At 53.4% G+C, this 14250-nt stretch carries 14 protein-coding genes; 1 reads left to right on the forward strand and 13 read right to left on the reverse strand.

Annotated elements, in window-relative coordinates:
• Positions 1–6: 6 nt before the first annotated feature.
• The 13 genes from FHX06_RS12240 to FHX06_RS12300 are packed head-to-tail and all read right to left on the reverse strand — an operon-like array spanning position 7 to position 12853.
• The gene (locus FHX06_RS12240) at positions 7–861 is read right to left on the reverse strand and encodes a class I SAM-dependent methyltransferase (RefSeq protein ID WP_113147222.1); all 855 of its coding nucleotides are present in this window, start codon (positions 859–861) and stop codon (positions 7–9) included.
• 8 nt (positions 862–869) lie between these two features.
• Positions 870–1451: an acyltransferase gene (locus tag FHX06_RS12245; RefSeq protein ID WP_113212134.1), complete on the reverse strand. Its 582-nt coding sequence runs from the start codon at positions 1449–1451 to the stop codon at positions 870–872.
• A complete protein-coding gene (locus tag FHX06_RS12250; RefSeq protein WP_113212133.1) occupies positions 1448–2539 on the reverse strand; it encodes a glycosyltransferase in 1092 nt (363 codons plus the stop codon). The genes FHX06_RS12245 and FHX06_RS12250 overlap by 4 nt, the downstream gene beginning before the upstream one ends.
• A 6-nt stretch (positions 2540–2545) precedes the next feature.
• Entirely contained in the window at positions 2546–3838 is a 1293-nt protein-coding gene (locus tag FHX06_RS12255) for an O-antigen polymerase (RefSeq protein WP_312866531.1), read from the reverse strand.
• A gap of 58 nt (positions 3839–3896) precedes the next feature.
• Positions 3897–5060 carry an N-acetyl sugar amidotransferase gene (locus tag FHX06_RS12260; RefSeq protein WP_113212131.1) on the reverse strand — a complete coding sequence of 388 codons (1164 nt, stop codon included), beginning with the start codon at positions 5058–5060 and terminating at the stop codon, positions 3897–3899.
• On the reverse strand, positions 5053–5811 hold the full coding sequence (locus FHX06_RS12265; RefSeq protein ID WP_183879459.1) for a HisA/HisF-related TIM barrel protein: 759 nt from the start codon (positions 5809–5811) through the stop codon (positions 5053–5055). The genes FHX06_RS12260 and FHX06_RS12265 overlap by 8 nt, the downstream gene beginning before the upstream one ends.
• Positions 5811–6422, reverse strand: coding sequence for an imidazole glycerol phosphate synthase subunit HisH (hisH, locus tag FHX06_RS12270; RefSeq protein ID WP_112971535.1), 612 nt, complete (start codon positions 6420–6422; stop codon positions 5811–5813). Before hisH ends, FHX06_RS12265 begins: the two co-directional genes overlap by 1 nt.
• The gene (locus tag FHX06_RS12275; RefSeq protein ID WP_183879461.1) at positions 6423–8021 is read right to left on the reverse strand and encodes a lipopolysaccharide biosynthesis protein; all 1599 of its coding nucleotides are present in this window, start codon (positions 8019–8021) and stop codon (positions 6423–6425) included.
• The gene (locus FHX06_RS12280) at positions 8018–9121 is read right to left on the reverse strand and encodes a DegT/DnrJ/EryC1/StrS family aminotransferase (RefSeq protein WP_113212171.1); all 1104 of its coding nucleotides are present in this window, start codon (positions 9119–9121) and stop codon (positions 8018–8020) included. The genes FHX06_RS12275 and FHX06_RS12280 overlap by 4 nt, the downstream gene beginning before the upstream one ends.
• Before the next feature lie 47 nt (positions 9122–9168).
• The gene (locus FHX06_RS12285; protein WP_112971533.1) at positions 9169–9660 is read right to left on the reverse strand and encodes an acyltransferase; all 492 of its coding nucleotides are present in this window, start codon (positions 9658–9660) and stop codon (positions 9169–9171) included.
• A complete protein-coding gene (locus FHX06_RS36185; RefSeq protein ID WP_183879463.1) occupies positions 9657–10721 on the reverse strand; it encodes a Gfo/Idh/MocA family protein in 1065 nt (354 codons plus the stop codon). Before FHX06_RS36185 ends, FHX06_RS12285 begins: the two co-directional genes overlap by 4 nt.
• A 32-nt stretch (positions 10722–10753) precedes the next feature.
• Positions 10754–11872 (reverse strand): GDP-mannose 4,6-dehydratase, encoded by a 1119-nt coding sequence (gene gmd / locus FHX06_RS12295; RefSeq protein ID WP_113212128.1) that lies wholly within the window; start codon positions 11870–11872, stop codon positions 10754–10756.
• On the reverse strand, positions 11873–12853 hold the full coding sequence (locus FHX06_RS12300) for a GDP-L-fucose synthase family protein (protein WP_113212170.1): 981 nt from the start codon (positions 12851–12853) through the stop codon (positions 11873–11875). It abuts the gene before it with no gap.
• 470 nt (positions 12854–13323) lie between these two features.
• Here FHX06_RS12300 and FHX06_RS12305 point away from each other — a divergent pair, with 470 nt between their 5' ends.
• Positions 13324–14250 (forward strand): lysylphosphatidylglycerol synthase transmembrane domain-containing protein, encoded by a 927-nt coding sequence (locus FHX06_RS12305; protein ID WP_112971530.1) that lies wholly within the window; start codon positions 13324–13326, stop codon positions 14248–14250.

The following is a 14250-nucleotide window of genomic DNA, read 5'->3' on the forward strand; positions in this document are numbered from 1 at the left end:
TCTTCGTTATCTAGGCCTCGTGGCAATGAAGGAGTATAGCCGTCCGGGTCGGTTGTCGAATGCCTGTGCGATCCGCGAGAGAACGCCCCAGATCGGGCCGAAACGCAAGGCTACGGAAGCGACTCCTCCGACGAATGGTAGTTTAGCACCGAGGCGTGCTGCCATCTCTTCTTTTAGTTCATTCCTGCTGTAGGGCGCAAAATTAATCTCGCTTTCAAGGGGTGCCAGGACCCTGTCCATACCGAAGCCGGCGGAAACGATCGCGTTTTCGTAGTCCTTCAAAAGGAACGCATTCTCTCCGCCATACAATTTATGAAGAGGATGTTGATCTAGAAACACTGGGAGATCGCGTTGCGAGGAAATTACATGCTCTCGTACGGCAATGAGGCGACCGCCGGGCTTCAAAACACGAAAGAATTCCCGGCAGGCGGCGGCCAAATCCGATGTATGGTGCAAGACAGCTCTTGCAAACACGACGTCAAACGCCTGGTCAGGGAACGGCAATTTTTCAGAGAACTCTTCCACCGCCTGAATCGGCAGCTTCGTCTCCTCTGCAAGATGTTTGATCGCTCCCGATCCTACGAGGTTGCTCTTGTCGGGCTCAAGAGCGGTAACCTTGAAGCCTTCCTTAGCCAGAGCATAGCTCGCGATACCTCTCCCTGCGCCGATATCGACTGCACAGCTTCGCTGATCAGGAAGAAACTTGCGAATGGCGCCCCACTCGTCGCTCCGCCAATAGCGGTCGGCAGCTTTCGAAAGAGGGTCGTCGTAGTAGGCATCGACAACAAGCTTCTGCTGGTCGGGTTGTTCCCGAAGCCATTGAACGGCTTGCTCCCATGTATCCAGATGCTGCGATGTCATCACCAATCCTAAGTTACGGCTGCTTCCGGCGCTATGTGGCGAACAATCCGAGCCGGGTTACCTGCGACAACCGTATAGGGTTCTACATCACGCGTTACAACGGCTTGGGCACCAATAACCGCGCCTTCGCCAACTGTCACGCCCTTCAAGATACTGGCGCCGAAGCCGATCCACACCTTATCTTGGATCACAACTGGCTTAATCGCGACTCCAGACCAGTCCTTGCGACCTATACCCCAATCGCGAACATCGTTTTTTCGAAGGTTCCAGTCCAGCGAGTGGGAGTCGTGGTCTACTATCGTTACCCCCCAGGAGATGATGGTATCATTTCCAATTTCGATGCCTGAATGGCAAACTAGGTGACTTGATCCCACGTAACATCGATCGCCAATCGAAACGCGTCCATTGGGATCGTCGAAACTGACAATGCAGTTTATAATGCAGTCTCGACCAATCTGGACGGTACCACCTCGAATGGAGCGCAAGGCCAGCCAGCGAATCTTGCTCCGCGGCCCCACGACGAACCGACTTCTTTTCCGCACCAGAATGCCGACCAGCATATTAACTACTGCCGATGGATTGAGCCTCATGCGATCTCGACCAGTCGATTGAACTGCTGCCATTGAGCATCTTTGTTGTAGAGGGTCCTGATCATACCGTGGCCCTTGGCTGCAATTGCTTGCAGGTGATGTCGGTCAGCGAGCAAGTTGCGTATGATTGACACCGCAGCTTGAGCACTACCATAGGTTAACATGTTTTCGCCATCTACCATGCCCTGTGGGTAGTTGCCGGCGTCGGATACCATAGCCGCGCCACAACCAAGTGCTTCCCAGCAGCGCATATTACCCCGGTCGGGACCGGCCATGTCGACGGCACCGTTCAACACGATTTTTGCCTGCGAGATCGCGCTGTACAGGTCGCGTCCAAAAACAGCTGGCTGGGAAACCGCTCGAATGCTCTTCGGCCGTTTGTGCTTACGCAGAGGCAGGAACCAGCCTATCGGGCTTTCCGCAAGGCGAGTGAGGCGGGACCGGTCGAGGTGATATACAACCCGAAATTCCTTGCCAAGCTCAGAGACCGCCTCAAGGATTTCCGCGCGCTTGCGATGATGGCGGCTGTAACCTCCAACAAACAAGACATCTACCGGCCGGTTGCCGTTGGCGGCGTAGTCATCCATTGCGGGATCATGTGCCGGCGCAAAATACTCTGCGTGCCACCCATGCTTGCGATAACTTTCTAAAATGAGTGGAAAGTTGCAAACGATAAGATCATAAGCTCCGAAATCAACACTACCAGATGGAGCCGCCCTCCACATGATGGATTTACGAACGCTGCCCGGCAGTTTTTGTAAAAACTCGTTACCGTAACGCATCGGATCCATGTTGTAAAAGATCTCGGTTCGGTGATGTTCTATCTGACTAAGTAGGATCTGTTCCATGCTGGCCGAGCTTGGAAGACCATTCTCGGCTGCCCAATATTTTTGAAGCTTTTCATCGTCGCCGTTCGTGAAAAAGACATCAGACGCCACTTCAGCCGGGGGCTTGAGGATGTGGCATGCCCCATAGGAGTCGTCAACGAAGACCTGCAATCGCTTCAGGAACTGCGTTTCTTGGTTGGCAAGGCGATTGAGTCGAGGCAGATAGGATGCATAGACCCCGGAGTTCTGGAAAATGCGCATTTCGTCTTACACCTGCTCCAGACGAGCTACGTTGTGTATGTTGCCGTGACGTCCGTCGATAGGCCGCCATTTGAAGGCGCAGGACATTCCTACAGTCAATGGGACGACCAAGACCAATCCACCTGTAACCATTCCCGTCTGCAATGCCGTAGAAAGCATGATGAAGACGCTATAATGGCCGAGTGCTAAACCAGCAATCGTGGCCGCCGTTTTGCCTCGCTTAACTATCAGCTCGATATCGAGCCACCGCACGAGAAAGCCCGCAAGAACCGAGAAGATCAGGACACCGGCCCAAGAAAAATCGGCCCAGGCGTCGGCAACGAACATCGCGGTTGAGGTCGAGCCCATCACTCCACGGTGAACTGCACCAACGAGCAGATAAGTGGGTGGGGACGGCTCCGATTGCAGGAAGTTAACCAACCAACTGAACTGGCTACCCCAGCTATGCGGAAGCACGCTTGGAATTGCTGCGAAATATTCCAGAAGACTTTCATTGACGATCATGAAGATGCGGTAGAACAGGAAATCGAGTGTTTCGCCCACGCCGCTGACTTCTCGCACGGCGATGGCCGTCATCGCTCCGAACAACACAACGCAAATGGCGATAAAACTTATAGCCATGCCGAAACGCACTTGGAGTGACCGGCGGAGGTACTCGACCACTATCAGCTGCAAGATAAATATCGCCAAAGGCGCCTTGCTCAATGTTGCAGCTTTTTCGAAAAGCACGACGGCAATGAAAGCGAACGCGACCGGTCGGAGCCTGATGGATCGCTCTCTCAATGCGATGAAACAGCAAAACGCGATAAACGGGAACAGGTTGGAATTAAAGAGGTTCAAAAGATAAAAGCGGCTGCCCCCATATTCACGGCGCATCGCTATCTTCTCGACCTCACCCGCGTCCGACAAGAAGTAAGTCATAACATGCGGTATATTGTTCTCAACGAAGACGAAGAACGCCAGAACTACAACGCCAATCGCCGCTATAATCTCTAGTCTCTCGGAAAAGCCCGTTGACACCCTTACAGGTTGACGGCTCCAATTGCCAACTGCGTCGCGCATTTGCTGGTAATTGATACCAAAAACTCTATCAGAGAGCGCTATTCCAACACATACACAACAGAACGATAGCGCGAGAGCGAGATCCAGAGTTGCTATGACGTCCTCGTAAGGAGCCGCTGAGAGTATCTTTTCGAAAAATTTGGTCTTTGGCCCCCACACGCGCGTGTAATAAAGATAAAGCGGCCCGTGCAGAACGAGCATCAGACCCAGTAACAAGGAGGAGAGGGTAAAATTCACTCCGATGCGCCGGAGGTAGAATACCGTCGTGAGGAGGATCGCTATCGAAAAGACGAGGCTAGTCCACATTGGCTACCTTTGCGATCGCGCGACGGCTGACTGGCGCCAGCTTTCTGGCAACGCTACGCAACCGCATGAGTATCTTATGTAGCATCATGCCGTTGGGATAATTAGCATGAGGGACCGGTGGCGCTATGATGTAGGACTGAAGTTGTTGTTCGGTCAACTTTAGCTTTTTGGCTACGAACCTCGTCTCTCTACGTGCATCTCTTTCGAGAATTATCGGCTTTGAAATCTCTGCCAGGGCATCATCGCGAGTCATCTGTCCAGCTACGATCAGGCTCGAAAGGTGAAGCCTCCTCTTATCGAAGTTAAACTTCGCAGGCAGATAAATGTCCTGATAAAATTTTGTGAAACGAGACTCGCTATGTTTGCCGCCGTAATCGCGCCAGCCATATTCTCGTCTTAGGTCCTCTTGGGCCTGCTCCTTATCATAGTCGAAATAATTCAGCGGGCGGTGAATCGTCAGCTGTTTCCGTATCCGCGTCATCCAGATGTATTCCGGAAAGCTCATAAATGGATAGGTCGATAGGGCTATGGAGCCGAAACGGTTATGGATCGCGCGCGCATGTGTTCCATCGATGGATGGATAGCCGAAGCCGGGAGGAACAACAGATTCAGAAGCGAAGTTGACGCCGCTTAGGAAATGCCGAATGCCGAATTTTGCTGCGGTTCTATAGAGTGTCGAAAAAAACGCGTGATCCTGCGGGATGTCCTGATTGAGTACGGACGCTTTCAGGAATGAAACTTGAAGGTCCCGCATCTCCTGCCACTCGACAACATAGGTATAAAGGTCGAGATCGAGTTTCCGCACCAGTCTTTCTATGTTGTGGACCGCAGGCTCGGAATTCCAACCTCCATCGACATGAACAGCGAGCAAGCGCAGGCCGTGCTTCCGGCCCGCAAGGTGTGCGAGGAAGGCACTGTCAATGCCGCCGCTAAGCCCCACCATTGCATCATAGGGCTTATCTTTGCCTTCCTGCTTCAGCATGGCGACAAGTCGCTGCATTCGTACTTCGCCCTCGGGTCCGGGCCACCATTCGTGCGATTTTCTAGCCACGGCATCACGACAGCAATTGCATTGTCCGTTGGTGTCGAACTCGATCGCCGGATTGGAGTCATCCATAATACAGAAAGAACATATCCTTTGCGCTTTACGCATGGGCGTCACGCTCCATTCCTTCAAGCATTTCTGGATCGGGATAATTTACCAGAACCGCACGCAACCGGCCAACAAAGGTGAAGGTGCTTCCAGATGCAGCTGCCGAAGCGCCCGCCCGCAAACCTTCGGTCAGGTGATCATAATTCCCTGCACCGCCGAGCGCGACGACTGGGACACTCAATCTGCTTGTCACCAAGTTTAGAAGTTCGAGATCATAACCTGATCGTTTTCCGTCGAGTGTGACGGATTGAAGGATAATTTCACCGACACCCAGATCCTGAAGCCGGAGGCAGAACTCTACCGGATCCCGCGGCACCTCGGGGTTCCGCTGCACGCATCTTGCTGCCGAACCTCGGCCTTTGACATCGACGCAGGCAACCAGTGCCTGACTGCCCATATCCGCGGCAATCGCCTTCAATAATTGCGGATTGGCGGCTCTGCTTCCAATGACGAATTTTTCAACGCCGAAGCGATTAAGTTCTTCACATTCTTGTAGCCGGCTGATGCCACCGCCGTAGGCCAGCGGCATGAAACATTCCGTTGCCAATTCGCGCATGAATCCGATATCTGGCCCGCGGCCCTGCCTGGAGGCATCGATATCGAGGATGCATATCTCATCGACCTCTTTCTCGTTGAAAAGCCGCACAACATTGAAGGGATCGCCAATGTAGGTCCGCTCCCCGAACTCTTCAGTTTTGACGAGCCGATGCTTTTCATCGACCAGCAGAACAGGTATCAGCCTTTTTCTCATCAGATCTTTCCGAAAGCCTCAAGCACGCGCATGCCGAAGCGGTGGCTCTTTTCCGGATGAAACTGTACGCCGCTTACGTTTCCAGAGTTGACCGCACAGCAGAGTTCGACACCGTAGTCAATCGTGGCCGCAACGTCCTGAGGGCTGTCGCATTGTACGTAGTAGCCATGATCAAAATAGAAGCGCTCGTTATGCACTGCTGGATCGAAAAGAGCGCTCATGCGGGCCGGCTTCACCTCAAGCCAGCCTATATGGGGCACCTTGAGAGGGGATTCTGGCGGCAAGGTGATCCGAAGCACATCGGCCGCGATCCATCCTAGGCCGGACTGAACACCTTCATCGCTTCGACGAGCCAGCAGTTGCATCCCAAGGCAAATGCCAAGAACGGGAATTTGTCGCTTCAATGCTGCTTCATTAAGCGGGTCGATAAGTCCCCTGTTTTGCAGGGTCAACATGGCTTTGTCGAACGCGCCGACGCCTGGAAGAATGAGCTTGGAGGCATTCCTGATCTTTTCCGGATCGCCGCTTGCTTCGGCATCAATCCCGAGATAGTCCGCCATATTGATGATCGCACCAATATTGCCGACACCGTAGTCCACTACAGTGATCACTCAAAGCCCTCTCTTGTGCTTTGTAAGGCCATGCAACCGAGGCAAATGCCGATCTATGATTGTGCTTCTAACGGACCTACAAATCCTCCACAAGATAATACGTCCGGTTTTTGACGACATGGCGGTAAGCACAATCGCCATTCCTACGATGCCGAAGAACAGGATATAGGCGAGGGCAAGCAAGAACCAGTTGTCGATCCACTGGAACTCCATCTGATAGAAGGCGACTGAAAGCAGGGCACCAACGGCGGTCGGTCCAATGGTACTTGCAAACATCTGCTCGGCATTGAACGCGGTGAAGAAGCGGTAGCGGATTACCGCCAGCGTAAGACCGGAGCGGATGATGGTTGCCGCAAGCAGGCCGCTACCCGCCGCTATAGGGCCGAAATATCCTATGAAAACAATCGAAAAGATGACCGTCATTATGGAATATGCCAGCGATACCATAGTCACGACGGCATTTTTTCCCATGCTTGCGGCATAGTAAAAAAACACGTTGTAGCTACAGCCGATCAAGCCTCCAAGAATGAGGATCTGCAATAGATAACCAGCAGCCTCTGCCGTTTCCATGCCGACCCAAAGAGTGAGCAGGGGTCGTGAGAGAATTGCAATCGGCGAAAGCATGATTGCGCCGAACGCTGCATTGACCCATGAAGAGCTGAGGAAGAAATCAAATCGTTCGGATTCACTGCTCGCGGACATGCTGCCGAAGCGCGGAAAAAGCACCTCGCACGCCCGTATTGTTGCAATGTAGCCGGCCTCCTGAACGCGGTTGCAGATATTGTACTGTCCGACCAAGGCAGCCGGAGCTAGAGAGGCAAGCACATATCTGTCCATCTGATTGCCGAAAATACCTGCCAGTTGCGATAGCCCCTGCCATTTTCCGAAATGCAGCAAAGCGTTCAGCTCGTCTCCGGCCCTCGGGCCCGGGTGTTCGTGGCGGCGCAGGATCTGACGTGTGACGAGGAGCCATCCGACTGCAGACAGAACAAGGCTTCCGGAGAAACCGGATAGATAGCCGTTCAGCGTCGGCAAATACCAGGTGCATCCCAAGGTGACAAAAATCGTTACAAACGAACTCCAGGCAGATGCCTTGGCGACATTTTTGAAATTTTGCCGTCCAACGGAAATGGCCTGGAGCACGAGCGAAAACTGCTGGGCAAAAATACCGGTTGCGGCGATCAGGAATGGAATTGCCAAATTATGGGAGTTCGAAGCCTCGTCGCTTGTAAGGCTTCTCATGATCCACGGGCCGATCAGCACGAGAGCAGCACATCCGATCGCCGAAGCGATCAGACAGACCTTCAATGCAATGGCTGCGACGTGAAATGCGGCGCTATAGTCTCCGCGTCCGGTTCTGGTGGAAGTCTCGCGGACAGTTGCTTGGCCAAGGACCGTACCGATAAGGGTGAGCGGCGCGGTGACCGCAATGACGATGCCCGCATTGCCAAAATCATGCAATCCAATCCAGCGAACGACAAAAGGGACCGTAGCCAAATTCGCGACAAGCGTGAATATGAAGGCCGCCATGTTCCAGCCGGAGTTGCCGAGGAGGCTTGAGCGCGCCTCTGCCCGGCCACCGGCTTGCGACTTGGTCACGCAGCAAATCCCCTGATCGTATCAGCCACGTAGGCAAGCTGATCTTCGGTCATTTCGGGGAATAACGGGATTGAGAGGATTCGGGATTGATTGTGGAAGGCATTGGGGAAGTCTTCCGAACCATGGCCCAAATGTTCGTAAGCGGCGAGAAAGGGAAGCGCAACCGGATAGTTTATGACTGTCTGTATGCCATGTTCATTCAAGTGAGTGGCAAGAGCATCGCGGCGCTCGTGCTTGACGACGAAAAGGTGGTAGACATGCGTCCTGCCGGGTGCTGTTTCAGGTAGTTCCAACCCGCCGACATTGCCGAGGGCCGCGGCATAGCGCGCCGCAACCTTCTGCCTTTTTGCGGTCCATTCGGCGAGGCGGGGAAGCTTGACCGACAGAATGGCAGCCTGCAGCCCGTCGAGCCGGCTGTTGATCCCCTCGATCCGATGATCACCTTTTGTGAGGCCGCCGTGACGGGCAAACATCGCCATTTTGTCGGCAAGCGATTTGTCCTTGCAGGTGATGGCACCGGCATCCCCCATGGCGCCAAGGTTTTTCCCCGGATAAAATGAATAGGAGGCGGCATCCCCAAAGCTGCCGATCATCTGCCCGTCGACCTGTGCCAGATGCGCTTGGGCGCAATCCTCGATTACCCAAAGGCCGTGCTTGCGAGCAATGGCCATTATCGCATTCATGTCGGCAGGCTGCCCATAGAGGTGGACAGGAATGATACCAACGGTGCGCGAGGTAATCTTTTCTTCGAGCTTGCTGGCATCGATCGTGAAGGTCGCGGCATCCGTGTCACAAAAGACGACCTTGCCACCAGCCTGGCTAATGGTCTCGCTGGTGGAAATCCAGGAATGTGCGGTCGTGATGATTTCGTCGCCGGGCTTTACGCCGAGCGCATGCATGGCGATGTAAAGCGAGTCCGTCCCATTTGCACAGGAAACACAATAGGGCGCGCCAACCGCGGCCGCAAATTCGTCCTCGAACTTCTGAACGAATGGCCCTCGAATGAAAGCCGAGGATTTGATGACCGCGGCAATAGCCGCATCGATCTCATCTTTTATCGACAGATATTGCAGATGAAGATCGGCAAAGGGGACTTTCATGATGTTGCTCTCGACACTTCTATTGATGTTGACGCGTTCGCGTTGTTTCAATTCTGAGCAGGGTCGGTATTCAAGGGGCGCATAAACCGCGCCGGATTTCCGGCATAGACGCCCGAAACGTCGATATCACGGGTCACTACCGTCCCGGCGCCAATAACCACGTCGTCACAGATGTTTACTGGCAGGATTGTGGCATTCGACCCGATGGATACTCGATTTCCGATGCGTGTCTCCTTCCAGAGTGTCCGGTTTCCTCTCGCCGGCCCGCCGCTGGAGAAAAGGTCGTTGATGAACATCACACCGTGGCCGATGAAACAGTCCTGGCCGATCTCAACGAGCTCGCAAATGAAACTATGCGACTGTACCTTCGTGCGGGCGCCGATCTGAACACCCTTCTGGATCTCGACGAAAGGGCCTACGAAACAGTCATCGGACAGGGTACATTCATAGACGTTCGCAGGCTCCACGATCTTCACGCGATCGCCGCAGATTACATCCCGGATTTGCGCCTTCCAGAGTGTCGGCAAACGATCCGTCACGAGGATCGACTTCCCAATTTGGAGTATTTGACCTCCAGGGGCAGGGAGACCTCTTTCTGGGATGCGATGGATTCATAAAGTGCCATAATGAGTTCCAAGCTCTGTCGGCCCTCGTGTCCGTCGACAAGGGCCTTGCTGTCATTCGCCAGGCAATCGACGACATGTTCATAATAAGCTTGATGACCGAAGCCGTACACATTCGGCGGATTGACCGAATACTTATCCATGACCTCGGCGTCGGCGACATGATTGTCGCTGAATTGCCAGGTCCGAATCTTGTTGACTGCAAAACCTGCAATTTCGACCGAGCCTCCGGCACCGAGGATCGAGATCGAACCCTCGATATCCTTCGGGCGTGTTGCAGACGTCGCCTCAATGATCCCAAGTGCACCATTGCGGAATTTTAGGGTGGCAACAGCCGTATCTTCAGCCTCGATGTTGACGAGTGCTGTGGTGGCGCGGGCGTGTACGCTTTCGACTTCGCCCATGAACCAGGTCAACATATCTATGTGATGGCTCGCCTGATTGGCTAGGACGCCTCCGTCATAAGCCCAGGTACCGCGCCAGCTGTCTTGATCGTAATAACTTTGATCACGGCACCACCGGACCCGGACCGTGCCAAGGACGAGTTTGCCAAAACGACCTGCATCCAGTGCCTCGCGCGCTTTTACAACGGGGACGTTAAAGCGGTTCTGCTTGACGACAAAAAGGCGAACCCCATTGTCATCGCATGCCTTAATCATCGCCTCCGCATCCGTCAGCGTGAGTGCCATTGGTTTTTCGACGACGATATGTCGCTTATATTTGGCCAACGCGATCACGTGTTCTGCGTGCATGCCACTCGGGGTCAGCACGGAAACAACGTCGATCTGCTCCTTCTGCATCATCTCGTCAAACGACTGATAATACGGAACGCCGAAGCGTTCGCCAAATTCTTTCGCCTTTTCGAGGACGACATCACAAACTGCGGCCAATCTTGCGCCTTTAATCTGAGAAAGGCCAAGCAGCTCTGAATGTCTCTTCGCAATTCGTCCGCAACCGACAATAGCAAAATTTATCACGAGTAGTTCCTCAACGGCCTTGTCGTCGGTTGTTATTCAGCGCTGACCCTGACGTCAAACCCATGCTTCTTGAGCAGGGCATGTCTCTGGGCTTCTACCAGATCGTGCCCAACCATTTCCGAGCACATTTCTCTGGCGGAAATTTCGGGGACCCATCCAAGAACTTCGCGGGCCTTGCTGGGATCTCCCAGGAGTGTCTCGACCTCAGCTGGGCGGAAATAACGTGGATCAATCTTAACGATGACATCGCCTGGCTTGAGCACGGGTGCTCGTTCTCCAGAGACAGATTCTACGATGCCTCGCTCATTCAAGCCAGTCCCTTCGAATCTGAGCTTGATGCCCAGATCTTGCGCGGCCCATTCGATAAACTGCCGTACGCTGTACTGTTTGCCGGTTGCAATGACAAAATCCTGAGGACGCTCCTGCTGAAGCATCAACCACTGCATCCTCACGTAATCTTTCGCATGTCCCCAGTCGCGCAACGCGTCAAGGTTGCCCATGTAGAGGCATTTCTCGAGCCCTTGAGCTATGTTCGCCATGCCGCGGGTAATCTTCCTCGTCACGAATGTCTCACCGCGACGGGGGCTTTCATGATTGAACAGGATGCCGTTGCATGCATACATGCCGTAGGATTCACGATAGTTGACCGTAATCCAATAGGCATACAGCTTTGCCACCGCATAAGGACTGCGTGGGTAAAAAGGGGTGGTCTCTTTCTGCGGCGTTTCCTGGACCAATCCGTAGAGTTCGCTGCTGCTGGCCTGATAAAAGCGCGTCTTCTTTTCGAGGCCGAGTATTCTGATCGCTTCCAAAAGCCGCAACGTACCCAAGGCGTCGGTATCGCCAGTGTATTCGGGGCTCTCGAAGCTCACGGCCACATGGCTCTGAGCACCAAGATTGTAGATCTCATCTGGTTGAGTCTCCTGAATGATACGAATCAGGTTGCTCGTATCCGTCAGGTCGCCGTAATGCAGTTGGAACCGCGTGTTCTCGCTATGCGGATCTTCGTAGATGTGATCGATACGCTGCGTGTTGAACGAACTCATGCGCCGCTTGATCCCGTGCACTTCGTATCCCTTCGCAAGAAGGAATTCCGCGAGGTAGGAACCGTCCTGGCCTGTTACGCCGGTGATTAAAGCGACTTTGCTCATTTATGCGACTTTCTCTCGGGATAGGAAATCTGCGTAGGCCAGTTTGAGGCCCTGCTCGAGGTCAACGATTGGCGACCAGCCAAGATTTCTAGCAACCTCGCTGTTCATCAGTTTTCGAGGAGTGCCATCCGGCTTGGTTCTATCGAATTCAATGGCGCCAGTGAAGCCGACAATCTTGCCGATCATGGTCGCAACCTCAAGGATCGTGACATCGCTGCCATATCCCACATTGATATGGCTCTGAGCTTGAGGCATCAGGCTTTTGTAGTCTTCATAGGGCAGATTCATGATGTGCACACTCGCCGCAGCCATGTCGTCCACATAGAGGAACTCACGTAGCGGCGTACCGCTGCCCCACAGCGTTACGCTTGATGCCCCCTCGACTTTGGCCTCGTGGAAGCGTCGTATCAACGCGGGAATGACATGGGAATTCTGTGGGTGATAGGAATCGCCGACCCCGTAGAGATTGCTTGGCATTACGGCCCGGTAATCGACCTGATGGCTGGCGCCATACTGCCGGTTGTAACTCTCGCAAAGTTTTATCCCGGCAATCTTTGCAATGGCATAGGGCTCATTGGTCGGCTCGAGCGGCCCCGTCAGAAGCGCATTTTCCTTTATCGGTTGATCAGCAAGCTTTGGATAAATGCAGCTTGAGCCTAGGAGCATTAGCTTTTTTACGCCACTTCGAAACGCTGCCTCGACGACATTTAGCTCGATCATCAAATTGTTATAAATAAAGTCTGCCGGATAAGTGTTGTTTGCGTAGATGCCGCCAACCTTTGCTGCAGCAAGATAGACCTCATCAGGTCGCTCCCTTTCAAAGAAGTGGCGAACGTCGGCTTGCTCAATGAGGTTTAGCTCTCGATGCGGCGCCGTGACGATCCGATCCGCAGGGCAGCCGCTGGCTAGCAGGTGCCGCATAATAGCTGAGCCGACCATGCCTCTATGTCCCGCCACGAATATTTTCGAAAATTTACGCATGGTTTGCTCGCGGATAGTTAAGCCTTCCTTGGAGTACGCTTCGCCTCTCATGCCGCATATTTGGCATCTTGCGGACTGTTACCTTGCGCCTGATTGCGGGTTCCGATTGTAAAAGTCAATCTTGATCGACCGACTGAAGCCGGCCGTCCGCGAGTCCTCCGTTATACCTCAACCGGCGCAGGTGCTTAGATTGAGCCTCGCAGCACTCCGTCGTTGGTTGCCGGACGGCCCATGCGGAAAAGGCATTTTCACGCTTCGAAGAAACGGCTGTAGCCCAGTTGCGACGAGTGTGGTCGACCGAACAGCCCTGTGGATAATAATCTCGTGGTTGCAGCATTTGGTTATTCTGCTAGTAGTGAAACGCCATCGGAAGTTCCAAGGACTCCCGATGGCAACGCTGTGCTTGAAAACGAACTGAAAGGCGACCTTACATCCGAAACTCTAAGATTCTCCGAGCGACCGCTGCAGGGATGGTGAGTTTAATTTTCATCTTCGTTTTGGCCAATCATATTGAATGGCGAGATGCATTTCGGGTGATGGAATTTGGTATCTCACCGGAGAGGCTTGCGCTTTTTCTGCTGCTCACAGGCGCAATAGCATTTGTCTATGCCCTGCGCTGGCAACTTCTTCTCGATTTTGAGCTTGGTATGATGGCTTCGTTCACGGCGTCGATAATCGGCCTCGGCGGCAATATGCTGCTCCCTGCGCGTGGAGGAGATTTGCTAAGGGTATATTATAGCGGCCAGCGAGCAGAGATTCCCTATGCAGGAGTTTTTAGTCGGCTCGTTGTCGAAAAATTTGTGGATTTTCTTACGATTTTTCTCGTTGGTTTGCTGGCGGCGGTATTAAATCGCACCTTGTTTTCTAACGGTTACATTCTCTATTTCTCTGCGGTTGGGTTGGCTGGGGCGTTGTTGGTTGCAATCGGTTTGCGCTTTTCTTCAAAACAATTGTCGGCTGTTGCCGGCAGAGTGCTCCGTCTCTTAAAGCTCACCTCAGTCGCCGAGAAGGGGGTGGAGCGTGTGCTCTTGGATTTGGCGCGTGGTCTTTCAGTCTCCGCTGTTGCCCTGCCGAGTTTATTGACCTTGTTGATGTGGGTGCTGTTGTACTCTTGGGCGTACATATTGGTCGGCCGAATTGTAGGCATATCCCTATCCTACGATGAATCGCTTGTCGTGTTGTTCGCCGGGTCGTTAGGTTTGATGATACCCGCCGCTCCTTCAGGTGTCGGGACATACCATGCTTCGGTTGTCTCTGCATTCATATTGCTTGGAAGATCTTCTTCCGAGGGAATTGTATTGGCAACCGCGATCCATTTCCTGTTCCTAGTGATTTACGCAGTTCCCGCGCTGGTGATTGGTTGCCAGTGGCGGCTCGGGCGTTTAGTGACTGAGTAG

Origin of the sequence: Rhizobium sp. BK512, assembly GCF_014194915.1 — a bacterium.
Lineage (GTDB): Bacteria > Pseudomonadota > Alphaproteobacteria > Rhizobiales > Rhizobiaceae > Rhizobium.